The sequence below is a fragment of the Streptomyces aureocirculatus genome, from assembly GCF_000720475.1.
Lineage (GTDB): Bacteria > Actinomycetota > Actinomycetes > Streptomycetales > Streptomycetaceae > Streptomyces > Streptomyces aureocirculatus.
The window spans coordinates 1-26676 of record NZ_JOAP01000069.1 but is presented as its reverse complement, the minus strand read 5'-3'; the positions used below and the strand labels follow the sequence as shown (position 1 = coordinate 26676).

At 72.1% G+C, this 26676-nt stretch carries 26 protein-coding genes and 2 pseudogenes; 15 read left to right on the top strand and 13 right to left on the bottom strand.

Features of this window, described 5'->3' with window-relative positions; all coding sequences use genetic code 11:
• Positions 1–623: 623 nt before the first annotated feature.
• Both IG78_RS0137690 and IG78_RS52875 read right to left on the bottom strand, forming a co-directional pair.
• Positions 624–1415 carry a GNAT family N-acetyltransferase gene (locus IG78_RS0137690; RefSeq protein WP_430739065.1) on the bottom strand — a complete coding sequence of 264 codons (792 nt, stop codon included), beginning with the start codon at positions 1413–1415 and terminating at the stop codon, positions 624–626.
• Positions 1404–1751: pseudogene (locus IG78_RS52875) on the bottom strand (GNAT family N-acetyltransferase); the annotation flags it as partial. The pseudogene IG78_RS52875 and the gene IG78_RS0137690, both read right to left, overlap by 12 nt.
• Positions 1752–1894: 143 nt before the next feature.
• Here IG78_RS52875 and fdxA point away from each other — a divergent pair.
• On the top strand, positions 1895–2215 hold the full coding sequence (fdxA, locus tag IG78_RS0137685) for a ferredoxin (RefSeq protein ID WP_030573070.1): 321 nt from the start codon (positions 1895–1897) through the stop codon (positions 2213–2215).
• 95 nt (positions 2216–2310) lie between these two features.
• Positions 2311–3405, top strand: a complete 1095-nt coding sequence (locus IG78_RS0137680; RefSeq protein WP_030573066.1) for a bifunctional succinyldiaminopimelate transaminase/glutamate-prephenate aminotransferase — start codon at positions 2311–2313, stop codon at positions 3403–3405.
• Between the two features lie 109 nt (positions 3406–3514).
• Here IG78_RS0137680 and IG78_RS0137675 read toward each other — a convergent pair whose 3' ends face one another.
• Both IG78_RS0137675 and IG78_RS0137670 read right to left on the bottom strand, forming a co-directional pair.
• Complete coding sequence (locus IG78_RS0137675; RefSeq protein ID WP_030573063.1) at positions 3515–3955, bottom strand: hypothetical protein; 441 nt, start codon at positions 3953–3955, stop codon at positions 3515–3517.
• A 323-nt stretch (positions 3956–4278) separates the two neighbouring features.
• Positions 4279–5205, bottom strand: a complete 927-nt coding sequence (locus IG78_RS0137670; RefSeq protein WP_030573060.1) for a hypothetical protein — start codon at positions 5203–5205, stop codon at positions 4279–4281.
• A 107-nt stretch (positions 5206–5312) separates the two neighbouring features.
• Between IG78_RS0137670 and dapE the strand changes: the two genes are divergently transcribed.
• Both dapE and IG78_RS0137660 read left to right on the top strand, forming a co-directional pair.
• Positions 5313–6443 (top strand): succinyl-diaminopimelate desuccinylase, encoded by a 1131-nt coding sequence (dapE, locus tag IG78_RS0137665; protein WP_030573057.1) that lies wholly within the window; start codon positions 5313–5315, stop codon positions 6441–6443.
• Positions 6444–6562: 119 nt separating this feature from the next.
• Positions 6563–7312, top strand: coding sequence for an LOG family protein (locus tag IG78_RS0137660; RefSeq protein WP_051853370.1), 750 nt, complete (start codon positions 6563–6565; stop codon positions 7310–7312).
• Between the two features lie 296 nt (positions 7313–7608).
• Here the strand turns inward: IG78_RS0137660 and folP are convergent, their stop codons facing one another.
• On the bottom strand, positions 7609–8469 hold the full coding sequence (folP, locus tag IG78_RS0137655; protein ID WP_030573051.1) for a dihydropteroate synthase: 861 nt from the start codon (positions 8467–8469) through the stop codon (positions 7609–7611).
• A gap of 150 nt (positions 8470–8619) precedes the next feature.
• Here folP and IG78_RS0137650 point away from each other — a divergent pair, with 150 nt between their 5' ends.
• On the top strand, positions 8620–9075 hold the full coding sequence (locus IG78_RS0137650; protein WP_078965888.1) for a DivIVA domain-containing protein: 456 nt from the start codon (positions 8620–8622) through the stop codon (positions 9073–9075).
• The gene (locus IG78_RS0137645; protein WP_030573046.1) at positions 9072–9662 is read left to right on the top strand and encodes a DNA-3-methyladenine glycosylase I; all 591 of its coding nucleotides are present in this window, start codon (positions 9072–9074) and stop codon (positions 9660–9662) included. The genes IG78_RS0137650 and IG78_RS0137645 overlap by 4 nt, the downstream gene beginning before the upstream one ends.
• A gap of 17 nt (positions 9663–9679) precedes the next feature.
• Here the strand turns inward: IG78_RS0137645 and chcB are convergent, their stop codons facing one another.
• A complete protein-coding gene (gene chcB, locus IG78_RS0137640; protein ID WP_030573043.1) occupies positions 9680–10480 on the bottom strand; it encodes a 2-cyclohexenylcarbonyl CoA isomerase in 801 nt (266 codons plus the stop codon).
• A gap of 324 nt (positions 10481–10804) precedes the next feature.
• Between chcB and IG78_RS46880 the strand changes: the two genes are divergently transcribed.
• Positions 10805–10972: a DUF3117 domain-containing protein gene (locus IG78_RS46880; RefSeq protein WP_003966491.1), complete on the top strand. Its 168-nt coding sequence runs from the start codon at positions 10805–10807 to the stop codon at positions 10970–10972.
• 277 nt (positions 10973–11249) lie between these two features.
• Here the strand turns inward: IG78_RS46880 and IG78_RS0137630 are convergent, their stop codons facing one another.
• Complete coding sequence (locus IG78_RS0137630; protein WP_078965887.1) at positions 11250–11996, bottom strand: O-methyltransferase; 747 nt, start codon at positions 11994–11996, stop codon at positions 11250–11252.
• A 124-nt stretch (positions 11997–12120) separates the two neighbouring features.
• Between IG78_RS0137630 and sigE the strand changes: the two genes are divergently transcribed.
• From sigE to IG78_RS0137605, 5 genes are all read left to right on the top strand, one after another.
• Positions 12121–12894, top strand: a complete 774-nt coding sequence (sigE, locus tag IG78_RS0137625; protein WP_199813353.1) for an RNA polymerase sigma factor SigE — start codon at positions 12121–12123, stop codon at positions 12892–12894.
• Positions 12891–13892, top strand: coding sequence for an anti-sigma factor family protein (locus IG78_RS0137620; protein WP_030573037.1), 1002 nt, complete (start codon positions 12891–12893; stop codon positions 13890–13892). The genes sigE and IG78_RS0137620 overlap by 4 nt, the downstream gene beginning before the upstream one ends.
• 438 nt (positions 13893–14330) lie before the next feature.
• Complete coding sequence (locus tag IG78_RS51905; protein WP_430739064.1) at positions 14331–16145, top strand: S1C family serine protease; 1815 nt, start codon at positions 14331–14333, stop codon at positions 16143–16145.
• Positions 16146–16276: 131 nt separating this feature from the next.
• A complete protein-coding gene (locus tag IG78_RS0137610; protein ID WP_030573029.1) occupies positions 16277–16765 on the top strand; it encodes a sec-independent translocase in 489 nt (162 codons plus the stop codon).
• A gap of 256 nt (positions 16766–17021) precedes the next feature.
• The gene (locus IG78_RS0137605) at positions 17022–17696 is read left to right on the top strand and encodes a hypothetical protein (RefSeq protein WP_030573026.1); all 675 of its coding nucleotides are present in this window, start codon (positions 17022–17024) and stop codon (positions 17694–17696) included.
• A gap of 118 nt (positions 17697–17814) precedes the next feature.
• Here IG78_RS0137605 and IG78_RS0137600 read toward each other — a convergent pair whose 3' ends face one another.
• Genes IG78_RS0137600 through IG78_RS0137590 form a run of 3 tightly spaced genes read right to left on the bottom strand, consistent with a single transcriptional unit; the run spans position 17815 to position 20870 of the window.
• The gene (locus tag IG78_RS0137600) at positions 17815–18948 is read right to left on the bottom strand and encodes an Mrp/NBP35 family ATP-binding protein (protein ID WP_030573024.1); all 1134 of its coding nucleotides are present in this window, start codon (positions 18946–18948) and stop codon (positions 17815–17817) included.
• Between the two features lie 43 nt (positions 18949–18991).
• Entirely contained in the window at positions 18992–19606 is a 615-nt protein-coding gene (locus IG78_RS0137595; protein ID WP_030573022.1) for a DUF1003 domain-containing protein, read from the bottom strand.
• Entirely contained in the window at positions 19593–20870 is a 1278-nt protein-coding gene (locus IG78_RS0137590) for a magnesium transporter MgtE N-terminal domain-containing protein (protein WP_030573019.1), read from the bottom strand. Before IG78_RS0137590 ends, IG78_RS0137595 begins: the two co-directional genes overlap by 14 nt.
• 253 nt (positions 20871–21123) lie before the next feature.
• On the opposite strand from IG78_RS0137590, the gene IG78_RS0137585 reads away from it, so the two are divergent.
• A complete protein-coding gene (locus tag IG78_RS0137585; protein ID WP_030573014.1) occupies positions 21124–21894 on the top strand; it encodes a hypothetical protein in 771 nt (256 codons plus the stop codon).
• A 22-nt stretch (positions 21895–21916) separates the two neighbouring features.
• Here the strand turns inward: IG78_RS0137585 and IG78_RS0137580 are convergent, their stop codons facing one another.
• Together IG78_RS0137580 and IG78_RS0137575 are read right to left on the bottom strand one after the other, a co-directional pair.
• A complete protein-coding gene (locus tag IG78_RS0137580; RefSeq protein ID WP_030573011.1) occupies positions 21917–22432 on the bottom strand; it encodes a hypothetical protein in 516 nt (171 codons plus the stop codon).
• A gap of 68 nt (positions 22433–22500) precedes the next feature.
• On the bottom strand, positions 22501–23616 hold the full coding sequence (locus IG78_RS0137575) for a magnesium and cobalt transport protein CorA (RefSeq protein WP_030573007.1): 1116 nt from the start codon (positions 23614–23616) through the stop codon (positions 22501–22503).
• 481 nt (positions 23617–24097) lie between these two features.
• Here IG78_RS0137575 and IG78_RS0137570 point away from each other — a divergent pair, with 481 nt between their 5' ends.
• The gene (locus tag IG78_RS0137570; protein WP_030573005.1) at positions 24098–24682 is read left to right on the top strand and encodes a suppressor of fused domain protein; all 585 of its coding nucleotides are present in this window, start codon (positions 24098–24100) and stop codon (positions 24680–24682) included.
• An 18-nt stretch (positions 24683–24700) separates the two neighbouring features.
• Here the strand turns inward: IG78_RS0137570 and IG78_RS43250 are convergent.
• Positions 24701–25576 (bottom strand): annotated as a pseudogene (locus tag IG78_RS43250) (MFS transporter).
• A gap of 213 nt (positions 25577–25789) precedes the next feature.
• Between IG78_RS43250 and IG78_RS0137560 the strand changes: the two are divergent.
• Complete coding sequence (locus IG78_RS0137560; protein WP_030573001.1) at positions 25790–26431, top strand: DUF6758 family protein; 642 nt, start codon at positions 25790–25792, stop codon at positions 26429–26431.
• The last annotated feature ends 245 nt before the right edge of the window (positions 26432–26676 follow it).

The window sequence follows — 26676 nt, the reverse complement described above, 5'->3', positions numbered from 1 at the left end:
GGTGTTGGTGGTGTGGAGGGGGTGGTGCGGGTGTTGGTGGGGCGGACGGTGGTGCTGGTGGTGCCGATGGCCCGGTGGTGCCGGTGGTGCCGGTGGTCCGGTGGGGCGGTGGTGCGGGTGTTGGCGGTGTCGGTGGGGCGGTGGTGCGGGTGTCGGCGGTGTCGGAGGGGCGGTGGTGCGGGTGCCAGGTGGGGCCGGTGGTCCGGTGGTGCGGGTGTTGGCGGTGTCGGTGGGGCGGTGGTGCGGGTGCCGGTGGTGCCGGTGGTCCGGTGGTCCGGTGGGGCGGGTGTTAGCGGTGTCGGTGGGGCGGTGGTGCGGGTGTTGGCGGTGTCGGAGGGGCGGTGGTGCGGGTGCTGGTGGTGCGGTGTCGGTGGTGCCGGTCGCGGCGCCGAGGGGGACGATCGGCTCCCGGCGGCGTTGCCGGTGAGGCAAATTCCCGGGGGACCCTGGTCGTAAGCGTCTGTACCATCGGCGACTGGCCGGATCGCATCGCTCCTGCCCGCGTCCGCCGCCCGCACTCGCCTCGGCCCGGGCCGTCCGCGTCCTGGCCGTTTCCGTCACGCGGCGGGCCCGTACCCGTCACACCGCGCGACCGCGGCCCTCACACCGCCCGCCCTGCCGGGTCACCCCCCACCGTTGTCGTCGGGCTCCCGGTAGTGGTGATAGCTGTGATGCACCGCGAAGCCCATCCCGTCGTACAGCGCCCGCGCACCGCCGTTGTCCTCCTCCACCTGTAGCCACGCGGCCGACGCGCCCTCATCCAGCGCCCGCCGCGCGAGGGCCGTCATCACGGCCGTGGCCAGACCTTCACGCCGCCGCGCCGGGTCCACCTCCACCGCCATGAAACCGGCCCACCGCCCGTCGACCACACACCGTCCGATCGCCGCGGGCGGACCGTCCGCCGCGGGCACGGCAGCGAACCACACGGACGGCCCCGCGGCCAGCACCTGACGCGCCCGGGGTCCCGGCACCCCGGTCCGCTGATACCGCCCGAGCCACGCGTCGTCCACGTTCCGCGAGAGGAGCACACGCCCGGTGTCGGCGTCGAGGTCCCCCACGGGGGCGAGCCCGCCGACCCGCAGCTCGGCGCTCACCTCCCGCTGCCAGCCCCGCTCCACGAGCCCGGCGCACAGCAACTCCTGGGTGCCCTCCGCGCCGGTCGCCGTCTGCACGTACGCGGGCAGCCCCCGTTCGGCGTACCAGCGCCGGACCCGCGCGAGCGCGTCGTCGAGCGGCCGGCCCGGATCCCCGAGCGGGAGCACGGAGTTCGCCCGCCGCGTGAACCCGGCCCGCCGCCGCCAGGGACGCCCCGCGCCCGACGCCTCCGCGGACGCGGCGCCCGGCGTCTCCGCGGACGCGGCGCCCGGCGTCTCCGCGGACGCCGCGCCGGGCGCCTCCTCGTAAGCGGCCCGCAACTCCCAGTCGCCCAGGCGCTCGCTCTCCACCGGTTGCCAGGCACGCGCAGCGACCCGCGCGAGCTCCGCGTAGTGCGCCGCCGGGCCGCGCCTGCGCGCGGGCGCGGCGGGGACCACCTTCCCGGCTACGAGCACATTCTCCGCAATGCGGACCATTCCCCCGTCCCGGCGTGTGATGACGAGCACACCACCGTTCCAAGATGTGAGAACGCCCACCGTGTCGGTGAATCCGGTGACCGGGCCTCCACCGTCGTCCAAGCGTCGGACAGAGACGCGTTTGCCCACGTCAGACGGGGTGATTCTGACTTCGAGCCGTCCGCCCGCAGTGAATTCCACAGCTCTGTACGCCCCTCCTGTTCGGATCATGCCCAGGAACGGAGATACTAGGTGCGGGCATCGACGACGCCGCGCTCCCGCGCGCCAGGCGAGCGGAGCCTGAGGACGGCCCGCCAGCGCCCGTATCGAGGAGGAACGACAGCGTGACCTACGTCATCGCGCAGCCTTGTGTCGACGTCAAGGACAAGGCGTGCATCGAGGAGTGCCCGGTCGACTGCATTTACGAGGGCAGCAGGTCCTTGTACATCCACCCGGACGAATGCGTCGACTGCGGAGCCTGCGAACCGGTCTGCCCGGTCGAGGCGATCTTCTACGAGGACGACACTCCGGAGGAGTGGAAGGACTACTACAAGGCGAACGTCGAGTTCTTCGACGAGCTCGGTTCGCCCGGCGGCGCCAGCAAGCTCGGCCTGATCGAGCGCGACCACGCGTTCATCGCCGCGCTGCCCCCGCAGAACCAGTAGCGCCCACCTGAGCGTCACCCCGGTCCCGTACGGCACGTCCCGCTGTACGGGGCCGGGGCGTTTGTGCAGACCTCACGCATCCCTGGAGCCAGCCCGTGTCAGCATTCTCCGACCGTCTCCCCGCCTTCCCCTGGGACAAGCTCGAGCCCTACAAGGCGACGGCGGCCGCCCACCCCGACGGCATCGTCGACCTGTCCGTGGGGACGCCGGTCGACCCGGTGCCCGAGCTGATCCAGAAGGCGCTGACGGCGGCGGCCGACTCCCCGGGCTATCCCACGGTGTGGGGCACCCCGGAGCTGCGTGACGCGATCACCGGCTGGTGCGCCAGGCGGCTCGGTGCCCGCGGTCTCACCCACCGCAACGTACTGCCCATCGTCGGCTCCAAGGAGCTGGTGGCCTGGCTGCCGACCCAGCTCGGTCTCGGGCCGGGCGACAAGGTGGCCTATCCGCGGCTCGCGTACCCGACGTACGAGGTCGGCGCACGGCTCGCCCGCGCGGAGCACGTCGCGTACGACGACCCCACGGACGTGGACCCCACGAACCTCAGGCTCCTGTGGCTCAACTCGCCCTCCAACCCGACCGGGCGTGTCCTGTCAAAGGACGAACTGATCCGGGTGGTGACCTGGGCGCGAGCGCACGGAGTGCTCCTCGTCAGCGACGAGTGCTACCTGGAGCTCGGCTGGGAGGCGGAGCCGACGTCGGTCCTGCACCCGGACGTCTGCGGCGGCTCGCACGAGGGCATCGTCGCGGTGCACTCCCTCTCCAAGCGCTCGAACCTCGCCGGTTACCGGGCGGCGTTCCTCGCCGGTGACGCCGAGGTCCTCGGTGATCTGCTGCTCATCCGCAAGCACGGCGGGATGATGACGTCCGCGCCGACGCAGGCGGCGGCGGTGGCCGCGCTCGGCGACGACACGCACGTACAGGAGCAGCGGGCCCGCTACGCCGCGCGGCGTACGGCTCTGCGCGAGGCGCTCCTCGGTCACGGCTTCCGCATCGAGCACAGCGAGGCGAGCCTGTACCTGTGGGCCACGCGCGACGAGTCGTGCTGGGACACGGTGGACCGTCTCGCGTCCCTCGGCATCCTGGTGGCCCCAGGGGACTTCTACGGCGAGGCGGGCCGGAACTTCGTCCGCGTCGCCATGACGGCGACGGACGAGCGGGTGGCGGCGGCGGTGTCGCGGCTGCGCTGAGCCCCGGCGCTGGCAGTACGAGGAAGGGGTGCGAGGAGTACGAAGAAGGGGTGCGGGAAGCAGTCGGCTTCCCGCACCCCTTCGGCGTCTTCGCGTGTGCCGCGGTGGACTAGCCGAGCGGCAGACTCTTGAGCGGGAGCTGGCCGGTCGGCGCGGCCTTGCCGAGGGCGTCGGTGGGCAGCCCGCCCTTGGTCGCGTGGCCCGCGGTGTCGCCGACGACGTGACCGGCGGTCCCCGCGACTTCACCGCCGATCCTCTGCGCGGCGGGAACCGAGGTCTTCGCGCTCTTGCCGAGGGCGTGGCCCGCGGCCGGAACGGCCGTCTTCACGGCCTTGCTCCCGGCATTGCCCGCCAGTTCGGTGGCGCTGTGAGCCGCGTCGTCGACGGCGTCGCCCACGTTGGCACGGTCCAGGGCGGTGATTCCGCCCTGGTCGGTGGTGGCGGGCAGCTCGGCGGCGCTGGCGGAGCCGGCCGCTCCGACCACGGGTGCCGCTCCCGCCGCGACAAGCAGCGCGACACGGGCGATCCGGCGGGTCAGGGGGAGGGACATGATGCTCCTTCAGACGGAGAGAACTGTGAGGTGCCCGGCCGTTCCGTGCGGTGGACTCCGTGCGGTGGAAAGCGGCGATCGGACGCAGTGACTACCGCTTGAAGAGCCCGAAGGTTGCGGTGCGCCAACGTAAAGAGTTGGCAATGCGTCGCATTATCAGCTACGGATAAAATCGGGCAAACGGCTCTGCTGTCAGGGGCGTCGCACACCCTCGACGTCCTGCGTACGCAAGGGTTGCGTGCCCTTGGGGGCGGAGCGCGCGAAGATCGGCCGCGGCGTCAACATCCGGCGATCACCGTGCCCCCACCGGGTGATCGGCCGCACTACTGCCCAGTGACGATTCGGACTTCGCGGAGAGATCCGGAAGCGGAACTACCGTATCCGGGTCCGCCGGACTTCCCGGAACCCCCAGCGCCCCAGGAACCCCCGGCTCTCCATTCGTGCCCCTCGTACGAGACCCGCTCGATGTGCAGCGCCGAGGCCTGGGCCACGGCCCAGTGCGCCACTTCCCAGCCGCCCGGCGGAAGGTCGCCTTCAGGGGCGGCGGCCGTCGGCGCCGTCGTGCCCGCGACAGGGACGCGGATCACCCTCCCGTCGGCTGCCGCCACGGCCGCGCCGAAGTCCCGCGCGAGCGCCGCGCGCACCTCATCGGGGCCCGCGGGGCGCACGTCCGGCCGGCCCGCGCAGGTGAGGGCCGCGGGTGCCCTGCCGGTGAGCGCGGCGGCGAGCAGCGTGGCGTCCGGCTCGTGCTTGGCGTACGCCTGCGGGAAGCCGCTGCGCTGGACGCGCTGGGCTGCGACCGTCAGGGGCAGCCGCGAGTAGCCGGGGATTCTCTGGAGCCGGGCGTAGAAAAGCCCGGAGGCGTACACCGGGTCCATGATCTGCCGCTCGCTGCCCCAGCCCTGGGAGGGCCGCTGCTGGAACAGGCCGAGGGAGTCGCGGTCGCCGCGGCGGATGTTGTGCAGGCCGGACTCCTGCAGCGCGGTTGCGAGGGCGATCGTCACGGCGCGCTCCGGCATGCCGCGGCGGGTGCCGACGGCCGCGACCGTCGCGGCGTTCTCCGCCTGCTCCGCGCTCAGTTCGTACGACGCCCCGTCGCCGTCGCCCGACACCACCGTGCACCGGGGCGCGGGCTCCCCGGACACATACTGCATCACCACATATCCCACGACCGCGCAGAGCACGGCGCAGGCCGCAGCGAGGCGCAGCCGACGGCCGTGCCGGACGGGGGCGGCGGCGGTCTCGGACACGCGAACCACCGTACTGGAGCCCACCGACAGCGCGGGGACGGCCGCGCGGGGCGAGGCGTGGCGACGCGGACCGGAGCCCCACGGAGCGGCGCGTTAGGGTCAAAGCCATGGACCGGACGCCAGCTCACTCCACCGCTCGGACCGCGCCGGAAGGCACGGCCCCGCTCGACCTCACGCTCGACGCCGCCGCGCTGACCGCGGCCCTCGTCGACATCCCCTCGCCGAGCGGCGCGGAGAAAGCGCTCGCGGACGCGATCGAGGCGGCCCTGCGCCCGCTGGGGCACCTCACGGTCGACCGGCACGGCAACAACGTGGTGGCACGCACGAACCTGGGCCGCGCCGAGCGCGTGATCCTCGCCGGGCACATCGACACCGTGCCGATCGCCGAGGACCCGCCCAACGTCCCCTCCCGCCTGGACGCGGACGGCGTGCTGTGGGGCTGCGGCACCTGCGACATGAAGTCGGGCGTCGCGGTGCAACTGCGCCTCGCGCAGACGGTCACCGAGCCGAACCGCGACCTGACCTTCGTCTTCTACGACAACGAAGAGGTCGCCGCGCACCTGAACGGACTCGGCCACATCGCCGACGCGCACCCCGACTGGCTCCAGGGCGACTTCGCGGTCCTCCTGGAACCCACCGACGGCCAGGTGGAGGGCGGCTGCCAGGGCACCCTGCGCGTCCTGCTGAGGACCAAGGGGGAAAGGGCGCACTCCGCGCGCGCGTGGATGGGGTCCAACGCGATCCACACGGCCGCCCCGATCCTGGCGAAGCTGGCCGCGTACGAAGCGCGCACGCCGCTGGTCGACGGGCTGCGCTACCACGAGGGCCTCAACGCCGTCCGTATCGAGGGCGGCGTCGCCACCAACGTCATCCCCGACGCGTGCACCGTCACCGTCAACTTCCGTTACGCGCCGGACCGCACCCCCGAGGAGGCCGAGGCCTTCGTACGCGAGTACTTCGCGGACTGCGGGGTCGAGGAGTTCGTCGTCGACGACCACACCGGCGGCGCCCGCCCCGGCCTCACCCACCCCGCGGCGGCGGCCTTCATGGCGGCGGTCGGCGGTGAGGCCCGCCCCAAGTACGGCTGGACGGACGTCTCCCGTTTCAGCGCGCTCGGCGTGCCCGCGGTCAACTACGGACCCGGCAACCCGCTCCTGGCCCACAAGGTGGACGAGCGTGTCGACGTGACCCTGATCCCGGAGGCGGAGTCCCGGCTCCGCTCCTGGCTGACCTCCTGACTCCTGGCTGACCTCCTGACTCCTGGCTGACCTCCTGACTCCTGGAGTTGTGCCCCGTGTAACGCCCTTGGACCTACGCTGAAGTGGCACAACGTACGTCGGCAAGGAAGGGGATGTTCATGGGCAATCCGGAAGCGCAGGGTCCGCCGGAGGAGCAGCACCTGGGTCCCGTGGTGCGCAGACGGGATCAGATCACACCCGGCACCACCGATCAGCGGCTGCTCGACACCGAGGGGGACGCGGAGTGGGTGCACACCGACCCCTGGCGGGTCATGCGCATCCAGTCCGAGTTCGTCGAGGGCTTCGGAGCGCTCGCCGAGCTCCCCAGCGCCATCAGCGTCTTCGGCTCGGCCCGCACGCGGTCCGGCTCCGCCGAGTACGAGGCCGGGGTGCGGATCGGCAAGGCCCTGGTCGAGGCGGGCTTCGCCGTGATCACCGGGGGTGGTCCCGGCGCCATGGAGGCCGCCAACAAGGGGGCCCGCGAGGCCAAGGGCATCTCCGTCGGCCTCGGCATCGAGCTCCCCTTCGAGCAGGGGCTCAACCCGCACGTCGACATCGGTGTGAACTTCCGCTACTTCTTCGTCCGCAAGACGATGTTCGTGAAGTACGCCCAGGGCTTCGTGGTCCTCCCCGGCGGCCTCGGCACCCTCGACGAACTCTTCGAGGCCCTCACCCTCGTCCAGACCCGCAAGGTCACCCGCTTCCCGATCGTCCTCTTCGGCACCGCCTACTGGGGCGGCCTCGTCGACTGGCTCCGCGACACCGTGGTCGCCCAGGGCAAGGCCTCCGAGAAGGATCTGCTGCTGTTCCATGTGACGGACGAGGTGGAGGAGGCGGTGCGGTTGGTGACCAAGGAGGTCGGCCGGTAGGAGTGTCTCCTCGCGGGGCGCCCCAGTCCCGCCCCTTCTCCGATCCTGGGGCTCCGCCCCAGACCCCGTATCGGCCTGCGGCCTCGTCCTCAAACGCCGGACGGGCTGAAACTTTCGCCGGTGCGGCGAAGTCTCCCGGCGCGGCGAAGTCTTCTGGTGCGGCGAAGTCTTCTGGTGCGGCGCGAATCATTTAGCCCGTCCGGCGATTGAGGACGAGGCGCGGAGCGCCGACAACGGGGTCCGGGGCAGAGCCCCGGTTTCGGAGAAGGGGCGGGTCCGGGGCGCCCCGCGGAGGTCTACGCCAAGCCGCGACGCGCCACCGCAGGCGGGCGGTGGCCGGCGATGGTGGCGACCATGTCGACGACCTGCCGGGTCTCGGCGACCTCGTGGACGCGATACACCTGCGCCCCCAGCCACGCGGACACCGCGGTCGTGGCCAGGGTCCCCACGACCCGCTCCTTGAGGGGCGTGTCCAACGTCTCCCCGACGAAATCCTTGTTGGAGAGGGAGACGAGCACGGGCCACCCCGTGGCCACCAGCTCCGGAAGCCGCCGCGTGGCCTCCAGGGAGTGCCGCGTGTTCTTCCCGAAGTCGTGCCCGGGATCGATGAGGACCGACTCCCGCGGCACCCCGAGTTCCACGGCCCGCTCGGCAAGCCCCACGGTCACCCGGAGGATGTCGGCGACGACGTCCTCGTACTCGACCCGATGGGGCCGGGTACGCGGCTCCGCGCCCCCGGCGTGGGTGCACACGAGCCCCACCCCGTACCGCGCGGCGACCTCCGCGAGCCGCGGATCGACGCCGCCCCACGCGTCGTTGAGGAGATCAGCCCCGACGTCGCACACGGCCTCGCCCACCTCGTGCCGCCAGGTGTCGACGCTGATGACGACATCGGGGAAGCGCCGCCGCACCTCGGCGACGAAGCCGACGGTGCGCCGCACCTCCTCCTCGGCGGTCACCTCAGCACCGGGACCGGCCTTGACCCCGCCGATGTCGATGATCGCGGCACCTTCGGCCACCGCCTGCTCCACGCGTGCGAGCGCGGGCTCGTCGCGGAAGGTGGCGCCCTGGTCGTAGAAGGAGTCCGGGGTCCGGTTGACGATCGCCATGATCACCGGTTCGTGCGCCTCGAACACGCGCCTGCCAAGGCTGAGCATCCCCTGTGAGCCTCCCTGTCGTTCCGTCGGCCGGCCTCGCGGTCCGGCCGCCTGCGACCTTAACTGTCACAGGCACATGGCACGATCGGTGCCAGACAGTTTCCGTGCCGGTCCGCGCAGCGGTCCGGCATCCGAGCGTGGGGACCGCAGATGGTCATGTTCCTGTTCCTGGTCATCGCCCTCGTCGTCGTGGTCGGAGCGGTGACGCTCGCCGTCCTCGGCGGCGGGGAGAGCGGCGGCCTGCCCGAGGTGGCGCCGGAGCGGCTGACCGACCCGCTGCCGCCGGACCGCCCGCTGCGCCGCGCCGACGTGGACTCGGTGCGCTTCCCGATGACGGTCCGCGGCTATCGGATGCTGGACGTGGACGAGGCGCTCGACCGTCTCAGCGCGGAGCTCGCCGAGCGGGACGCGCGGATCGCCGAGCTGGAGGCCGCCCTCGCAGGCGCCCAGGCCACGGCGGTCGCAGGACCCGGGCTCCTGAAGGGGTACGGCGGCGGTGAGTACCGCGGAGAGGACCAGCAGGGCGCCCCCGCCGACGCCCGCCCCGCCCCACCGCAGCACCCCGGGCGCCCCGGGTACACCGACGGGCCGGAGGGCGACCAGTGAGCAGCGGCGCGATCGCGGGCCCCGACGGCGGCCTGCGCTGCCCGTGGGGCCTGTCCACCGAGGACTACGTGGCGTACCACGACACGGAGTGGGGCCGTCCCGTCCACGGCGACGACGCCCTGTTCGAGCGACTCTCCCTGGAGGCCTTCCAGTCGGGCCTGTCCTGGATCACGATCCTGCGCCGCCGCGAGGGCTTCCGTGCCGCGTTCTCCGGCTTCGGGATCGCCGCGGTGGCGGAGTTCGGGGACGCCGACCGCGAGCGGCTGCTCGCCGACGCGGGCATCATCCGCAACCGCGCGAAGGTGGACGCGACGCTCGCCAACGCGCGTGTGCTCGCCGGCTGGCCCGCGGGTGAACTGGACGAGCTGATCTGGTCGTTCGCGCCGGACCCCGTCGGCCGCCCGGCGCCGCGGACGCTCGCCGACGTGCCCCCAGTCACCGACGAGTCGACGGCCCTGTCCAAGGCCCTCAAGAAGCGCGGCCTGCGCTTCGTCGGCCCCACCACCGCGTATGCCCTGATGCAGGCCTGCGGCCTGGTGAACGACCACCTCGTGGACTGCGTGGCCCGCGGGACGACCGGCGCCTGAGGTCCGTACGACAGGCCCTAGCGGCCCAGGTACTTCGGCGCGGCCTTGTCGAGGAAGGCCTGGACCGCGATCGCGTGGTCCTCGGAGGCGCCCGCCCCGGTCTGTAGCTCGTCCTCCTTGTCCAGGGTCTCGTCCAGGGTGTGACCGGCGGCGAAGGCGAGCGATTCTTTGATCGCTCCGTAGGCCAGCGTCGGGCCCTGAGCCAGCGTCCTCGCCGTCTTCAGGGCCTCCTCCGCGAGGTCGGCCGCGGGCACGACCCGGTTGGCGATGCCCAGGTCGTACGCCTCCGCAGCCTTGATGCTGCGCGGGAAGAGCAGCAGGTCGGCGGCGCGGCTCGGGCCGATCAGACGGGACAGGGTCCAGGAGACACCGGAGTCCGCGGTCAGCGCGACCCCCGCGAAGGACGTGTTGAACGACGCCGTGTCCGCGACGATCCGGTGGTCGGCGGCGAGCGCGAAACCGAGGCCCGCGCCGGCCGCCACGCCGTTGACGCCCGCCACGACCGGCTTGGGCATGCCGGTCAGGGCCCGCACGATCGGGTTGTAGTGCTCGCGCACGGTGCTCATCGTCTGCCCGGAGCCGCTCTCCCGGTCCGCCGCGAGCAGGCCCACGTGCTCCTTGAGGTCCTGGCCCACGCAGAAGGCGCGCCCGGTCGCGGTCAGCAGTACCGCGCGCACCGCGGGGTCGGCCGCCGCTGAGCGCGCGGCCGCCCGCAGGGCGACCTTCGCCTCGATGTTCATGGCGTTCATCGCGTCGGGGCGGTTCAGCGTGATCGTCGCGAGCCCGTCGCTCACCTCGTAGAGCACGGCGTCGGCCATGGTGGTCCCCTCCGCTGGTCCGGGATAACTGGTCCTGGCTGTCCTGGCTGCCAGCATGACCTAGATCATCGGCTGCCGGAACGCGGTCTCCGATGTGACCTGCGTCAAAGTGTGTGGGGCGGCAGAAGCGTGTGGGGCGGCGAAGTATTGCAGTCACATCGCCGAATTGAGTGGTTTTGCGGGCGCGCGTTGCGCAAGCGATGCAGACCGATGTTGGTCATCGGGTCCCGCGATGCGGGATAATGACCTGGAAGCAATGTGTTCGATGCCGGTGACACCTGGGTTGTCGGCTGCGACAAGCTGGTTTCAGGAAGGGGAACGAGCATGGCGGCCATGAAGCCGCGGACGGGCGACGGCCCGCTCGAGGTGACCAAGGAGGGGCGGGGCATCGTCATGCGCGTTCCGCTCGAAGGCGGCGGTCGACTTGTCGTCGAACTGACCCCCGACGAGGCCGACGCCCTCGGCGACGCCCTGAAGAAGGTTGTCGGCTGACGCGTAGGCGTCCACACGGTGCACCACACTTTTGAGCTGCCCCGGCATCGTACGACGAGCCGGGGCAGTGCTGTGCCCGGGGGCGGGCGGCCGGAACGGCGGCCCGCGTTTCCCGGGGGCGGGTGGGGGAGCGACCGGATTCCGCCGAGGCGAAAGGCCTGAATGTTCGGGTCGAAGGTCTCGTTTCGCGGCCCGTCCCGGGAGCTCTGGCCCGCACCCCGCGGGAGCGGGTCACCCGGACGGCCCTGCGTGCGGCGGCCGTCCTGCCCGGTGACCGCTATCTTTTGACGGCGCAGAGCAGGCCGTCGCCCACCGGGAGCAGCGAGGGCACGAGATCCTGGCTCTCGCGCACGGCCCGCAGCAGTTCCCGCAGCCGCAGCACCTCCACGGGCTGCGGACCGGAGTCCACGGTCCTGCCGTCGGCGAAGACGCCCTCGAAGCAGACGAGTCCGCCGGGGCGGAGCAGGCGCAACGATTCAGCGAGGTAGTCGAGGCACTCCGTGCGGTCACCGTCGCAGAACACCAGGTCGTAGCCGCCGTCCGCGAGGCGCGGCAGCACATCGAGGGCGCGGCCGGGGATGAAGCGGGCGCGATTGGCGGCGAAGCCCGCGGCCTGGAAGGCCGTGCGGGCGAACTGCTGGCGCTCCGGCTCCGGATCGACCGTGGTCAGTACGCCGTCGGGCCGCATCCCGTGCAGCAGGTGGATGCCCGACACTCCCGTGCCCGTACCGATCTCGGCGACCGCCTTGGCTTCCACGGTGGCGGCCAGCATCCCCAGCGCGGCGCCGGTTCCGGGCGACACGGAGCGCAGCCCCGCGTCCCGCGCCCGGTCCCGGGCCCAGCGCAGCGCCTCGTCCTCGGCGACAAAGGCGTCGGCGAACGCCCAGCTCGTCTGCCGGTTGCCGGTAATGGCCCTCTCCTGTCCCCGTGGTTGCCTGGCCGTGACTGTATCCGTTGGGGCCGGGAACCCGCAGATGGGACTGTGCGTTGAGAAGGGGTGAGAGGACAGCGGGGACACAGACATGGATCTGGAACTCCAGCCGGCCCGCACCATCGGCGTCACGCAGACGGAGTGGACCCGGCCGACCAGGCGGCAAGTACCAAATTCACGTAAAAACGCTTATCCGGAGCTAACGGGCGGGGTGGTTATGGTAGGGGCTCCACTGGACACCACCAGAGCCGACAGGGGAGGTGCGGCCGAGTCCGCGGATCGGGGAGGAGCGCTGCGGCGTCTTCTCGGATTGGCGGGTAAGCCAAGATCCGTGACCGACACCGCTGACCGTTCCCGCGCCACCGACTCCGCTCAGACCGCGACCTTTGCCGCTGACGCGGAATCGCAGGCGTGGACTCCTCCCACCTGGGAAGAGATCGTCAGCACGCACAGCGGCCGCGTCTACCGCCTCGCCTACCGCCTGACGGGCAACCAGCACGACGCCGAGGACCTCACGCAGGAGGTCTTCGTCCGCGTCTTCCGCTCGCTCTCGACGTACACCCCCGGCACCTTCGAGGGCTGGCTGCACCGCATCACCACGAACCTCTTCCTGGACATGGTGCGCCGCAAGCAGCGCATCCGCTTCGACGCCCTCGGCGACGACGCGGCGGAGCGGCTGCCCAGCCGCGAGCCCTCGCCGCAGCAGGTGTTCAACGACACCCACTTCGACGCGGACGTCCAGCAGGCGCTCGACACCCTCGCGCCCGAGTTCCGCGCCGCGGTCGTCCTGTGCGACATCGAAGGCCTTTCGTACGAGGAGATCGCCGCCACCCTCGGCGTCAAGCTGGGTACGGTCCGCAGCCGTATCCACCGCGGCCGCTCCCAACTGCGCAAGGCCCTTCAGCACCGCTCTCCCGAGGCCCGCGCCGAGCGTCGTTCGCTCGCCGTCAGCGGAGCCGTGGCACTGGGGGGAGGGGGCGCGACCGCGTGAGTGGATCACGGTCCAATCCTGCCGAGCGGCATCTCGCCGAGCAGCACCTGGGGGACCGGCTCGCCGCGCTGGTCGACGGTGAGCTCGGTCATGACGCCCGCGAGCGTGTGCTCGCCCATCTCGCCACCTGTCCGAAGTGCAAGACGGAGGCCGACGCGCAGCGCCGGCTCAAGAACGTCTTCGCCCAGAGCGCGCCGCCGCCCCCCAGTGCGAGCTTCCTCGCCCGTCTGCAGAGCCTGCCCGCCACCGGCATCGGCGGCGACGACGACGAACAGCCCGGTGGCCCGATGACGCCCGTCGACGACGGGTTCGCCACCGGGTCGTCCGAGACCACCGGCCTGCCCGGCGGCGGGGTGTTCAGCACCCGCACGGGAAGACCCGACCCCTTCCTCGGGTACGTTCCCGCGGGCGCCCACGCCGCCGTCCTGGCCAGTGAGCGGCGCGGCTTCCGCATCCACGACGTCCATGACGCCGTCAAGCCCGAGGGGGAGCGGTCCGTCTGGCTGGGGCGGAGGTTCGCCTTCGCCGCGGCCGGAGCGGTCTCGCTCGCCGCGATAGCACTGGGCGGGGTCACGATGGGCACGCCCCTCACCGCCGGTGAGCAGCGGGCCGGCGGCGCCGGTGCCGCCAACAGCAACGCATCGCCCTTGCGTTCGTCCGGCACGCCCAGCGCCGCCGTGACCGACTCCGGCCGGCGCCGGGGCACCAACCCGCTCTCCGTGCAGGGCCCCCGGCCCCAGTCCCTCGCGCCGACCACGGCAGCGGTACCGCTCCTGTCCGGTGCGCCCGCCCGGCCGGGACCGCACGAGCGGAACCAGCTCACGGCCTCGTTGCTCGCCGGGGCGGGCGTCATGTCCCCGCTGGTGCGCGCCGTGGCCGACGACCCGCGGGGCGGCCCTCGCCGGGGCCTGACGCTGAACGCCGCCGCGGACTTCGCCCCCGCCGCCTCCCCGAAGCCCGACTCCGGCCTGCGCCACAGCAGCTCGCAGATCCGCTGACGCGCACTGCGCGTCGGCGCGCAGACCTGGTTGAATCCTGGGTGGGCCGTGTGCGCCGGGGATGCGGCGGGCACGGTTGGAGGACGCAATCGGCGTCCTCCACGGGCCAGTTGTGGGGAGAACATGGACGACGAGGGCAAGCCCACCCAGGCGAAGCCGAACTGGTGGAGTCGTCCACGGCACGTTGGCACTGGGCTTGAGCCGGGTGCGGGTGCTGGAGGGACCTCTGAGGCTGGGGTGACTTCTGGCGCCGGGGCGGCTTCCGGTGCGGGGGTGGCTCCCGGCGCCGAGGTGGCCTCTGGTGCCGGGGCGGCTTCCGGTGCCGAGGTGGCCTCTGGTGCCGGGGCGGCTTCCGGTGCCGAGGTGGCATCGGCTCCGGGCCCCGCGCAGCCGCCCGTTGCCGACGCGTCTCCGGCCGCAGGGAGTGCCCCTGGCCCCGTGGCCGACTCAGCCGCCCCGCAGGCCACTGGAGGCCGCCCTCGCCCCCTGCACGACCCCGACCCCTACGGGACCCCGCCGTACGGCGAGCCCGGCCCCTGGGCCCTCGCCCCGCCCGTACAGCACCCCATGGCGACTCCGGCCCAGGGCACACCCACGTACGGAACCCCGGGCCACGGCACGCCCACACCGGGCACCCCCGTACCCGGCACCCAGCCTCCGGCACACGGAACGCCTCCCCAGGGCCACAGCACGCCCGCCCAGGGCGCCCCCGCCCACGGGGCCCACGCCCCTGCCCCAGCCACCCCCGGCACCCAGCCTCCGGCACACGCAACACCTCCCCAGGGCCACGGCACGCCCGCCCCGGGCACACCCGCGCCCGGCATCCCGCCCCAGCCATCGACCACCCACGGCGGCACCCCCATGCAAGGCGACACCCCCACCCCGCAGGGCACCCCCGTACACGGAACACCCCCGCAGCAAGCCGCAGCCGCACACGGCGGGTCCGCGTACGACGCAGCCGCACACGGCGGGTCCGCGTACGACGCAGCCGCACACGGCGGGCACGCACACGCCGGGCACGCGCACGGCGGCCCCCAGGAAGGGGGGCACCCCGACCCCTGGCGGCGCTACGACCCCTGGGGCGCGCCTCTGCAGCAGAGCGGTGCCGCCGTTCAGACGCAGGCGCAGCGGCGGCGGCGTGGGCGGAAGGTGCTGGTCCTGGGGGCGGCCGTGGTCGCGTTGGTGGCGGGTGGGATCGGCGGGGTGGTCGGGGCCCATCTGGAGAGGGAGGGTGGCCTCGGGAGTAACGTCGAGTTGCCGCAAGCCGGGTCGGAGACCGAGAAGCGGCCCAAGGACAGCGTGGCCGGTATCGCGGCGAGCGCGCTGCCCGGCGTGGTGACGCTGCACGTCCGCGGCGACGACGGCGCGGGCACCGGCACCGGCTTCGTCCTCGACGGCAAGGGCCACATCCTCACCAACAACCACGTGGTCGAGCCCGGAGGCAGGGGCGGCGACATATCGGTGACGTTCAGCGGCGGCGAGACCGCGAGCGCGAAGGTCGTCGGCCGGGACGCGGGCTACGACCTGGCCGTCGTCAAGGTCTCCGGCGTCCGCGGCCTCAAGCCGCTGCCGCTCGGCAACTCCGAGAACGTCCAGGTCGGCGACCCCGTCGTGGCCATCGGCGCCCCCTTCGACCTCGCCAACACCGTCACCTCCGGGATCATCAGCGCCAAGGAGCGGCCCATCACGGCGGGCGGTGAGAAGGGCGACGGAAGCGACGTGTCGTATGTGAACGCCCTCCAGACGGACGCGCCGATAAACCCGGGCAACTCCGGTGGCCCCCTCGTCGACTCCCGGGCCCGTGTCATCGGCATCAACAGCGCCATCCGCTCCGCGGACAACGGCTCGGGCTCCGCCCCCGAGAGCGGCCGCTCGGGCTCCATCGGGCTCGGCTTCGCCATACCCATCAACCAGGGCAAGCGCGTCGCCGAAGAGCTCATCAACACCGGCCGCGCCACCCACCCCGTGATCGGCGTCACCATCGACAAGCAGTACACCGGGGACGGCGCCCGCATCGCGCAGAAGAGCCAGAGCGGCGGACCCGCCGTCAACCGCGGCGGACCCGGCGACAAGGCGGGCCTGAAGGCGGGCGACGTGATCACGGCGGTCGACGCCCAGCCCGTGCACTCGGGCGACGAACTCATCGTCAAGGTCCGGGCCCACCGCCCCGGGGACCGCCTGGAACTCACCGTGGAGCGGGACGGCGACGAGCGGAAGGTGACCCTGGTCCTCGGCACCGCCGGGGGCGAATGAGCCCCGGACGGATGAGTGCGCCCCCGAACAGCAGCGGTCGCCCTGTTGTCCGTGTGGTAGCCCTGCGGCTACCGGACGGACAGCCACGGCGGGTACCGTAGAACCGGTCCGGACGGCAAGGAGTCTTCAAGGTGTTCAACGACATTGGCGCACTCGAGATAGTGACGCTGATCATCCTCGCCGTGCTCATCTTCGGACCGGACAAGCTGCCGAAGCTGATCCAGGACGTGTCCCGCACCGTCCGCAAGATCCGGCAGTTCTCCGACAGTGCGAAACAGGACATACGGAACGAGCTGGGGCCGGAGTTCAAGGACTTCGAGTTCGAGGACCTGAACCCGAAGAAGTTCATCCGTAAGCAGATGGAGAACGACGACCTCGGTCTGAAGGAAATCCGCAACGGCTTCGACCTGAAGAAGGAAATGGCCGAAGTCGCGGACGCCGTGCACGGCCGCGACAGCGATCTCGCCGACGACTCCGACAGCCGTGCCGCCGGTTCCGCCACCGCGTCGGTCAACGGCTCCGGCGGCGGCCGTGGCGACCGCATCGACATGGAGAAGCGCTCCGAGCCGGGCAAACCCGCGGCCGGGGACCCGCCGCCGTTCGACGCCGACGCCACCTGACACCCGGCCCCGGCCCACCCGGGACCTCCGAACGGGTCCCGCACCACCCCGGCGGGAGCGCGCGCCCCCTGCCGTCCCGCGTACGCACTCCGGGGTGCGTACGCGGCGTGATCGATGGCGTCCCGGACACCCTGTCGCCCACCGGTGTACCGGCATCCGGAATCGGTGTGGCTATCCTGCCTTGTTGTCCGGCGTGAGGACGCCCGAGGGGGGCGGGCCGCTCCGGACCGACGAGAGCGAGGAGGCGGCCGGGTACATGGAGACGACAAGTCGGGTGGGCGCGCAGGCGCCAGACGCGGAGGGTGCCGCGCAAGCCGTGCCCTCCGCCCGGCGCACGGTCGACGGCTACCTGCTGGCGCCCTTCCCCTGGTACGGCCTGGACGAGGCCTTCACGGGACCGCGCTGGCTGATGCAGGTGGGCACCGGCGCGGACGGGGCCGTGGAGCACGGCTCCATCGGTCACGGTGACGAGCCGTCGGTGCGCGCCGAAGGGACCTTCGGGACCGGTGACAAGGAGCGGTTCGCGGTCGTGGTGACCGTCGCGGCCAACCCGGTGCGGCGCAGCGGCGACGGCACCGGCGTCCTGGAGGCGACCTCGGTGTCCTCAGCGGCGTGGCTGGCCGGGGTGGGCCTGCTGTCCGTCACCTGGCCCGGCCAGATGGACCACAGCCTGCGGGACGACTGGCTCGACCAGCAGACCGAGACCGCCTGGGTGCTCGCCGACGACCTGGACGGGTCCGACTGGTCGACCCTCTCCCTGCCCGTGGACGGTGGCCCGGCCTCGTTCCACTACCGGGAGTCCGAGTACGGCTGGGTCCTCGCGGGTTCCACCAAGGAAGGCGTGCACCTGGGGGCGTACGGACGCGGGATGAGCGCGTACGGCTTGGGCTTCTCGGTGGTCCAGGACATCACGGCGTACGAGGCGAGGTAACCGGCAGAGCTCCTGAGCGGAGAGCTCGCACGCGCCGGGCGGGCTGGAATCAGCCCGTCCGGCGTTTGAGGACGAGCGCGCAGCGCGATGAACGGGCGGGCGCGTGGGGTGGAACCGCTCAGAACTTGTTCCGGGGAGTGATCCCCAGCGACATCCCGGAAAGCCCCCGCTGGCGCCCGCCGAGCTTCCCGGCGATGGCCCACAGCGCGGCCCCCGCGGGCGACTCGGGGTCGGTCAGGACGACGGGCCGCCCCTCGTCCCCGCCCTCGCGGAGCCGCACGTCGATCGGGATGGAGCCGAGCACCGGCACCGTCGCGCCCGTGGTCCTCGTCAGGCCCTCCGCGACCTTCTGGCCACCGCCGGTGCCGAACACGTCGACCATCTCGTCACAGTGCGGGCAGGGCAGCCCCGACATGTTCTCGACCACACCGACGATCTTCTGGTGGGTCTGGACGGCGATGGAGCCCGCCCGCTCGGCGACCTCGGCGGCGGCCTGCTGCGGGGTGGTGACGACCAGGATCTCGGCGTTCGGGACGAGCTGGGCGACGGAGATCGCGATGTCGCCCGTGCCCGGCGGCAGATCGAGGAGCAGGACGTCGAGGTCACCCCAGTAGACGTCCGCGAGGAACTGCTGGAGCGCGCGGTGCAGCATCGGGCCGCGCCACACCACCGGCGCGTTGCCGGGGGTGAACATGCCGATGGAGATGACCTTCACGCCGTGCGCGGACGGCGGCATGATCATGTTCTCGACCTGCGTGGGGCGGCCGTCGGCGCCCAGCATGCGCGGCACCGAGTGGCCGTAGATGTCGGCGTCGACCACGCCGACCTTGAGGCCGTCCGCCGCCATCGCCGCCGCGAGGTTCACCGTCACCGACGACTTGCCGACGCCGCCCTTGCCGGAGGCGACCGCGTACACCCGGGTGAGGGAGCCCGGTTTGGCGAACGGCACCTCACGGTCGGCCGTGCCGCCGCGCAGCGCCGTGGCCAGCTCCTTGCGCTGCTCGTCGCTCATCACGTCCAGGGTGACGTCGACGCGCGTGACGCCCTCGACCGCCGCGACCGCCTCCGTCACGTTCTTCGTGATCGTCTCGCGCATCGGGCAGCCGGAGACCGTCAGGTAGACGGTGACGGCGACCGCGCCGTCGGCGCCGATCTCCACCGATTTGACCATTCCCAACTCGGTGATGGGTCGCTGGATCTCGGGGTCGTTCACCGTCGCCAGTGCTGCACGCACCGCGTCTTCCATAGCCATAGGGGAATGGTACGGCCCAGTAGCAGGGGGCCGGGAAGGTCTCTCAGCGGTCGCCTACGTCACGCGCCCGTCCGCTCTCGGCCGGGAATACGCGCTGCTGCTCCTCCAGCTCCCTGACCAGGTCCTGGAGTTCGGAGCGGATCCAGTCCCGGGTCGCGACCTCGCCGAGGCCGAGGCGCAGGGCGGCGATCTCCCGGGTCAGGTACTCGGTGTCCGCGATGGACCGCTCGTTGCGCCCCCGGTCCTGCTCGTGGGTGACGCGGTCGCGGTCGTCCTGGCGGTTCTGCGCGAGCAGGATCAGCGGGGCCGCGTACGAGGCCTGGAGGGAGAGCATCAGGGTCAGGAAGATGAACGGGTAGCTGTCGAAGCGCAGGTGGTCGGGGGCGGAGACGTTCCAGACGACCCACAGGATGATGGCGACCGTCATCCAGACGATGAAGCGTCCGGTGCCGAGGAACCGTGCGATCCGCTCCGAGAGCCGCCCGAACGCCTCCGGGTCGTAGTCCGGGAGCAGCTTGCGGCGCGGCGGCCGCGGCTGGTCGAGCCGGAACCGCCCGAGCCCGTCCCGCTCCCGCCCCCGGCCGTCGCGCTCGCGCCCGCGGCCCTCCCGCTCCCGGCCGCGCGGCTCCCGCTCCCGGTCCCGTTCAGCCGCCGCCATGACCCGTCCCCTCCTGGAGGTGCAGCTCCGTCTCGCGCCAGTCGTCCGGCAGCATGTGGTCGAGCACGTCGTCGACGGTGACCGCGCCGAGCAGCGAGCCGCCCTCGTCGACGACCGGCGCCGAGACCATGTCGTACGCGGCGAAGAAACCCGCCACCACCGGCAGCTCGGCGTCAGGGCGCAGCGGCCGCAGGTCGTCGTCGATGATCGAGGCGACCAGCGTGTACGGGGGGTCCCGGAGCAGCCGCTGGAAGTGCACCGTGCCCAGGTACTTGCCGGTCGGGGTCTCGTCCGGTGGCCGGCACACGTACACCTGCGCGGCGAGCGCGGGGGAGAGGTCCCGGTTGCGCACCCGGGCGAGGGCGTCCGCGACGGTGGCGTCCGGGCGCAGCACGATCGGCTCGGTCGTCATCAGACCGCCCGCCGTGCGCTCCTCGTACGCCATGAGCCTGCGCACGTCGGCGGCGTCGTCGGGCTGCATCAGGGTGAGCAGGCGCTCCTTGTCGTCCTCGGGCAGCTCGGCGAGCAGGTCGGCGGCGTCGTCGGGGTCCATGGCCTCAAGGACGTCGGCGGCGCGTTCCTCCTGGAGCTTGCCGAGGATCTCGATCTGGTCGTCCTCGGGAAGCTCTTCGAGGACGTCGGCGAGCCGGTCGTCGTCGAGCGCGGTGGCGACCTCGGCGCGCCGCTTCGGCGACAGGTGGTGCAGCACATTGGCGAGGTCGGCGGGGCGCAACTGCTCGAAGGTGGCGAGCAGCCGCTCGGCGCCCTGGCCGTGCTCCTCCAGGGAGAAGCCCGCGACGGCGGACCAGTCGACGGTGAGCGCCTCACCCTTGCGCCGGAACGCCCCGCCCTTGCCCTTGCGGACGAAGAGCCGGTCCACCTCCCAGTCCCTGCGGGCGGGCAGTTGCCGCACGGAGACGTCGAGGACCGTCACCTCCTCGCCGCTCTCCACCAGGCTCACCCGGCGGTCGAGCATCTCGCCGATGACCAGCCGCTCCGTGGGCCGCTGCTCGAAGCGCTGCACGTTCAGGACGCCGGTCGTGATGACCTGGCCCGACTCGATGCCGGTCACCCGGGTGATGGGCAGGAAGATGCGGCGCCGTGTGGCCAGTTCGACGACGAAGCCGAGCAGCCGCGGCGGTCTGCGGTCGGCCCTGAGCATGGCGACCAGATCACGCACCCGGCCCATCTGGTCGCCGTTCGGGTCGAAGACGGCCGTGCCGGCGAGGTGCGAGACGAAGATCCGGGGCGCGCTCCCTGCCATGTGCGGCGCCTCCCTGCTGCTCGCTACTGTTCGTCCGCCGGACCATTTCATTCTTTACGGCTATTTGTACGGTCGTCCGTACGGGCCTCAGGCTAGCCGGTACCGGGCTCATCCGCCCTGGTGGGACGTCCGGACGGACTGGCTCCGAGCCACCTGTACGGCACCGGTACGCTGCGGTACGCCAGGCCGTGGTCCGCTGCGGCCGCAGCCGTAGAGGACGTACGCACGAGAGGCAGCGCCACCTGTGACTGCGATGCGACAGGCCCGCCGTACCCGAAGGGCCGCCTGGGTGGGCACGGTGTGCGCCGGGCTGGTGGTGGGCGGCGCAGGCCTGACGGGCTGCGGCGGCGGCGGTAAGGACCCGGACGCGGGCACGAACGGCGTGGGCAAGCTGTCCGCGACGAAGATCCAGAGCAGGACGCAGCAGGCCGCCAAGGGTGCCACCGCCGTACGGCTCTCCGGGACGCTCGTCAGCAAGGGCCGGACGTACAAGCTCGACATGCGCCTGAAGGACTCCGGCGGCACCGGCTCCGTGACCTCCACAGGAGGAACCTTCCAGCTCCTGCGGGTCGACAAGCACCTGTACCTGAAGGCCGACGCGGACTTCTGGACGCACCAGGGCGAGTCGGGCGGCCAGGGCGGCGGCTCCCCCGCGGACCGGGCGGCGGCCGCGAAGCTCGGCGGGAAGTATGTGAAGGTGCCGCCCGGCGACCCCGCGTACCAGCAGCTCAGCGGCTTCACCGACAAGGGCCTGATGCTGGACGGCACGCTCACGCTGCACGGGGCGCTGTCCAAGGGCGACCGCGTCGGGTCCGGCGCCCGGCGTGTCATCAGGATCGCGGGCGACGAGGGCGCGGGCGGCACCCTGGACGTGTCCCTGGCGGGTAAGCCCTACCCGCAGCGGCTCCAGCGGGCGGGCGACGCGGGCACGCTGCGGCTGACCGAGTGGGGCAAGGACTTCCCGCTTGAGGAGCCGGGCCTGAACGAGACGGTGGACTACGGGAAGCAGTTGCCGACGTCCTGAGCAGTTGACGCCGTACGGGTGCTCAGCGCCGCTTGCGCTTGAACAGCAGCCGCGGCAGCGCCGCGGGCACCGGCTCGCGGGTCGTCGCCCGCGTGGGCAGCGGGGCCGCCGCCAGGGAGCCGTCGGGCAGGTCCGTGCTCGCGTCCTCGGGGGTGAGCCGCAGCACCCGGCACTGTTCGGCCCAGCGCTCCACCATCCGCTCGCCGTCGGGGGCGTTCAGACGCTTGCCCTTGAGCTCGGCGACGGCCGCTTCCCAGGCCTCGGAGCGCGGCGCGAGTTCGGTCACCGCCGCCGTCCAGGAGACCACCCGGCCGCCCTTGTCCTTGCTGCGTACGGTGACGTCGGCGCGCGCCCCGTCCAGGAGGCCGGGCAGCGGCTGCTCGCCGGGGCCGTCGCCGACCACGTGGGCCGCGCCGTCGGTCCAGACGTGCCACAGCGCGCGCACGGGGCCCGAACCGCCGACCCAGATGAGCCCCGACTTCTTCGTGGCCTCCTCGACGAGGGCGCGGCCGAACAGCGCGTCAGTGGTCGCAGTCATGCGGTCACTTTAGTCCGGCCGGGCCGTAACCGGAGTGGCCCGGCCGGACCGAGGGAGCCGAGGAGCCGCTACAGCCAGCCGTTGCGCTTCAGGGTGCGGTGGATCGAGTAGCAGACCACGCCGATGAGGCCGAGCACCATCGGGTAGCCGAACCGCCAGTGCAGCTCCGGCATGTGATCGAAGTTCATGCCGTAGACGCCGCAGACGGCCGTGGGCACGGCGATGATGGCCGCCCAGGACGTGATCTTGCGCATGTCCTCGTTCTGCGCGACGGCGGCCTGGGCGAGGTTGGCCTGGAGGATCGAGTTGAGCAGCTCGTCGAAGCCGAGCACCTGCTCCTGGACGCGCGCGAGGTGGTCGGCGACGTCGCGGAAGTACTTCTGGATGTCGGGGTCGACGAGCCGCATCGGCCGCTCGCTCAGCAACTGCATGGGACGGAGCAGCGGCTGCACGGCCCGCTTGAACTCCAGGACCTCGCGCTTGAGCTGGTAGATCCGCCCGGCGTCGACACCGCGCGAGACGCCTTTGCCGGTGGCCGCGAAGACCTCGTTCTCGACGTCGTCGATATCGACCTGCATGGCGTCGGCGACGGCCAGATAACCGTCCACGACGTGGTCGGCGATGGTGTGCAGGACCGACGAGGGGCCCTTGGCGAGCAGCTCGGGCTCGTCCTGGAGGCGGCGCCGCAGCCCGCGCAGCGAGCCGTGCCCGCCGTGCCGCACCGTGATGAAGAAGTCCCGGCCCGTGAAGCACATGACTTCGCCGGTCTCGACGATCTCGCTGGTGGCGGTCAGCTCGGCGTGCTCGACGTAGTGGATGGTCTTGAAGACCGTGAACAGCGTGTCGTCGTAACGCTCCAGCTTGGGCCGCTGGTGGGCGTGGACCGCGTCCTCCACGGCCAGCGGGTGCAGCCCGAACTCGGCGGCGATCCCGGCGAACTCGGCCTCCGTGGGCTCGTGCAGACCGATCCACGCGAAGCCGCCGTCACGGCGGACCTGGAGCATCGCCTCGTGCGGGGTGAGGGTGTCGTCGCAGGCGACGCGGCGGCCGTCGCGGTAGACGGCGCAGTCCACGACGGCGGAGACGGAGCTGGGGTCGCGGGTGGTGTCGTACGAGCTGTAGGACGTGCTGTCCTTGCGCAGGGCGGGACGGACGGCGTCACGCAGGTCGCGGATCATCGACATGGGCAGGCTCCTTCGACGAAAGGGCCGCCTGCGGCGGGTGGAACTGCCCGGAATGGGGACGTCCTGCTGGGTGTCTCTCGCACGTCCACAAAGCGGGGAGCACCGCACCGTCGCGGTGGCAGCAACGCTACTGATGCAGATCAGGTGAAACGCGGTGCTCTTCCGTCATGCGCGGTCACGCCGGGTGCGGACGAGGAATCCACGGAAGGCCGAGCGCACGACCGCAGCGACGCTGCTGCGGGAGATTCAGCGGGCGGAAGAGCGAGTGGTACTGCACGGTCGACTTCGATCCACTGCAGCCCCACCTCCTCCGGCCGGTCCCCCTTGGGGGAAGTCCCAGGCGCGTAGCGCCGTCTCCTGCGTCCGGGCTTGAAGGCGACGCTTCTGCGTGCTGCCCGGGTGCCAGCGGCCAACAGTATCAGCCGACTGATGCGTCAAGCCTCCATCCTTACCCATCACTGACGAGTTCTATGCTCGCGTCATGGCTGATGTTCTTGCTCTGGTCGAGGCCCGGCTCCGCGGCGGTCTCGGGGAACCGGACGCGCGCGCGGCGGTGACGTTCCTCGGTACGGACCGCATCGAGGTGCTGCGTTTCCCGGACGGGGACGTCGTGCGGTACGCCACGCTCGGTATGTCCGTCCACCCGATGACCGATCCCACGGCTGTGCTCGCCGACCCGGTGCGGGGGCCTCGCGCGGAGTTCGTCCTGTCCGTACGCGGCGGCCTCGCCGAGACCGACAAGGTGCTGCGCCCGCTGGCCGTTCTCGCCGCGGCGCCGCAGGTGGAGGGGCTCGTGGTCGCGCCGGGCGCCTCCCTGGACGTGGGCGAACCGCTGTGGCCGGGCGCGGCGTTCACCTCGGTCCTCGTCGCCGAGCCGGGCGGCCTGGTGGAGGACCTGGACCTCGACGAGCCGATGGATCCCGTACGTTTCCTCCCCCTGCTCCCCATGACGCCCAACGAGGCGGCGTGGAAGCGGGTGCACGGCGCGCAGGCGCTCCAGGAACGCTGGCTGAACAGCGGTACGGATCTGCGCGACCCCCTGCGCAGGTCCGTACCGCTGGACTGAACGTCCGGCCCTGCCGAGTCAGTCGGCGAAGACGGCCACGCCGTCCTCCGTGGCGTGCCGCGGCTCAAGGTCCTCGGCCTCGCAGGTGAGCGCGTCCTTGCGCACCCACACCACGCCCGCGCCGAGCAGCGCCGTGACGGCCGCGACGACGAACGGGATGTGGATGTCCGTCCACTCCTCGATCTTCGGCGCGAAGTAGGGGGCCGCGGCGGCCGCGAACCAGCGCACGAAGTTGTACCCGGCGCTCGCCACGGGCCGCGGCGCGTCCGATACGCCGAGCGCCAGCTCCGTGTAGACGGTGTTGTTCACGCCGATGAAGGCGCCGGACAGGACGGTGCAGACGACGGCTGCGCTGTGGCTGCCGTACCCGAGGACCAGGACGTCCACGGCGAGAAGCACCAGCGACCCGCCGAGCACCTTCAGGGACCCGAACCTCTTCTGCAGTTGGGGCGCGACGAGCACCGAGAACACCGCGAGCAGCAGGCCCCAGGCGAAGAACACCGCGCCGGACCGGTACGGGCTCATGTCCAGGACGAACGGCGTGAAGGCAAGGACCGTGAAGAACGTGTAGTTGTAGAAGAACGCGGACGCCGCGGCCGAGGCGAGGCCGCCGTGGCCGAGCGCCCTGAGCGGGTCGAGCAGCGAGGTCTTGCGCGCGGGCTTCGGCTGCTCCTAGGTGAACAGGAGGGAGACCTGGCTCGGCGTGGCCGAAAGGCCCTCGGCGATGGACGGCAGGATCGGGTCGACGAGGCCGATACCCATGAACGCCACGACCGAGGCGCCCGCCGTGGCCCACACCGCCTTCGGCTGCCGCAGCAGGCCGCCGGCTCCGGCGTCGAAGGGGTCCTCGTGTGCTCCGTCGGTGGGGACGGGGGTGGCTGTGGGGGTGGTCATCCGCAGCTCCTTCGTGTGCTTCGGGTCCGTGTGCGTCCGTACGTAGATCGTTGACGTATACACACAATAAGTTAGCTAATCTAACTAATGCAAGCTACATTTAGTTTTCCTCGGCGGTGGGCACGGGAAAGTACCGGGAAGTGTCGTGGAGGCGGCCTCCGGACGGGTGATCGTCCTTGACGGGGCGCCCCCTGGGGAGGACCGTTGGGCGCTATGAGGGGCGAACCCAGTTGCCCGAAGTGTGGTGGCCGGGTCCGGGCTCCCGGTCTCTTTGCCGACTCCTGGCAGTGCGATGTGCACGGCACCGTGCACCCGCTGCAACCCGTGATCCCGCCCAGCGTCGAGGCCCTCCAGGTCGTGGTGCACCGCGCCCAGGTGCCCGTGTGGATGCCGTGGCCGCTGCCCGTCGGCTGGCTCTTCACCGGCGTCACTTGCGCGGGGGACGACCGCAGTGGCGGGCGGGCCACCGCGGTGGCCTGCTCGGGGCCCGCGCCGCTCGGTGGTGTCGGTGAGCTGGTTCTGGTCGCGGAGGAGCTGGGGGTCGGGCTCGGGGCCAGGTACGCCGGCATCGACGGGCCCGATCCCGGCCCCTCCATGAGCGCGGGCAAGCCCGCCCAGGCCAAGGTCCTCGCGGCCGGGCGGCCCACCGCCATGTGGCATGTGCCCGGGGTGCCCGACGACCGGGCCGTGTTCGCGGGCGAGGCGCGTGGGCTCTGGCTGTGGGCCATCGCCTGGCCCGAGCAGTCCGGGCTGCTCATGTACGACGAGATGGTCCTCACGGATCTGCGGGATGCGGGGGCCGAGGTGGATCTGTTGCCTTGCGGGGCTCTGTCGCCGCGGTTGCTCACGCCGTAGGGGTGGGTGGGTGCCCTTCCCTCGCGGGGCGCCCCAGTCCCGCCCCTTCCCGAACCATGGGGCTGCTGCCCCCTGGGCCCCCGCTTCATGGGCGCTGCGCGCCTCGTCCTCAAACGCCGGACGGGCTGGGGGAGGGTGTCGTGCGGGCGGGTGGGGGTTCGCCGCCAGGCGGGGGTTTGTCGCGCTGCGCGCTCGTCCTCAAACGCCGGACGGGCTGGAACAACTGCGCTGGGGTGGGCTGGAAC

What these genes read in the sequence shown, in the direction of transcription:
- IG78_RS0137675 (WP_030573063.1), bottom strand. Translation starts at nt 3,955, where the DNA reads ATGTCCCTCCCCCTGACCCGCCGGATCGCCCGTGTCGCGCTGCTTGTC.
- dapE (WP_030573057.1), top strand. Translation starts at nt 5,313, where the DNA reads ATGGACCGGACGCCAGCTCACTCCACCGCTCGGACCGCGCCGGAAGGC.
- IG78_RS0137660 (WP_051853370.1), top strand. Translation starts at nt 6,563, where the DNA reads ATGGGCAATCCGGAAGCGCAGGGTCCGCCGGAGGAGCAGCACCTGGGT.
- folP (WP_030573051.1), bottom strand. Translation starts at nt 8,469, where the DNA reads ATGCTCAGCCTTGGCAGGCGCGTGTTCGAGGCGCACGAACCGGTGATC.
- IG78_RS0137650 (WP_078965888.1), top strand. Translation starts at nt 8,620, where the DNA reads ATGGTCATGTTCCTGTTCCTGGTCATCGCCCTCGTCGTCGTGGTCGGA.
- chcB (WP_030573043.1), bottom strand. Translation starts at nt 10,480, where the DNA reads ATGGCCGACGCCGTGCTCTACGAGGTGAGCGACGGGCTCGCGACGATC.
- IG78_RS46880 (WP_003966491.1), top strand. Translation starts at nt 10,805, where the DNA reads ATGGCGGCCATGAAGCCGCGGACGGGCGACGGCCCGCTCGAGGTGACC.
- IG78_RS0137630 (WP_078965887.1), bottom strand. Translation starts at nt 11,996, where the DNA reads ATGTCTGTGTCCCCGCTGTCCTCTCACCCCTTCTCAACGCACAGTCCC.
- sigE (WP_199813353.1), top strand. Translation starts at nt 12,121, where the DNA reads ATGGTAGGGGCTCCACTGGACACCACCAGAGCCGACAGGGGAGGTGCG.
- IG78_RS0137605 (WP_030573026.1), top strand. Translation starts at nt 17,022, where the DNA reads ATGGAGACGACAAGTCGGGTGGGCGCGCAGGCGCCAGACGCGGAGGGT.
- IG78_RS0137600 (WP_030573024.1), bottom strand. Translation starts at nt 18,948, where the DNA reads ATGGCTATGGAAGACGCGGTGCGTGCAGCACTGGCGACGGTGAACGAC.
- IG78_RS0137595 (WP_030573022.1), bottom strand. Translation starts at nt 19,606, where the DNA reads ATGGCGGCGGCTGAACGGGACCGGGAGCGGGAGCCGCGCGGCCGGGAG.
- IG78_RS0137590 (WP_030573019.1), bottom strand. Translation starts at nt 20,870, where the DNA reads ATGGCAGGGAGCGCGCCCCGGATCTTCGTCTCGCACCTCGCCGGCACG.
- IG78_RS0137585 (WP_030573014.1), top strand. Translation starts at nt 21,124, where the DNA reads ATGCGACAGGCCCGCCGTACCCGAAGGGCCGCCTGGGTGGGCACGGTG.
- IG78_RS0137580 (WP_030573011.1), bottom strand. Translation starts at nt 22,432, where the DNA reads ATGACTGCGACCACTGACGCGCTGTTCGGCCGCGCCCTCGTCGAGGAG.
- IG78_RS0137575 (WP_030573007.1), bottom strand. Translation starts at nt 23,616, where the DNA reads ATGTCGATGATCCGCGACCTGCGTGACGCCGTCCGTCCCGCCCTGCGC.
- IG78_RS0137570 (WP_030573005.1), top strand. Translation starts at nt 24,098, where the DNA reads ATGGCTGATGTTCTTGCTCTGGTCGAGGCCCGGCTCCGCGGCGGTCTC.
- IG78_RS0137560 (WP_030573001.1), top strand. Translation starts at nt 25,790, where the DNA reads ATGAGGGGCGAACCCAGTTGCCCGAAGTGTGGTGGCCGGGTCCGGGCT.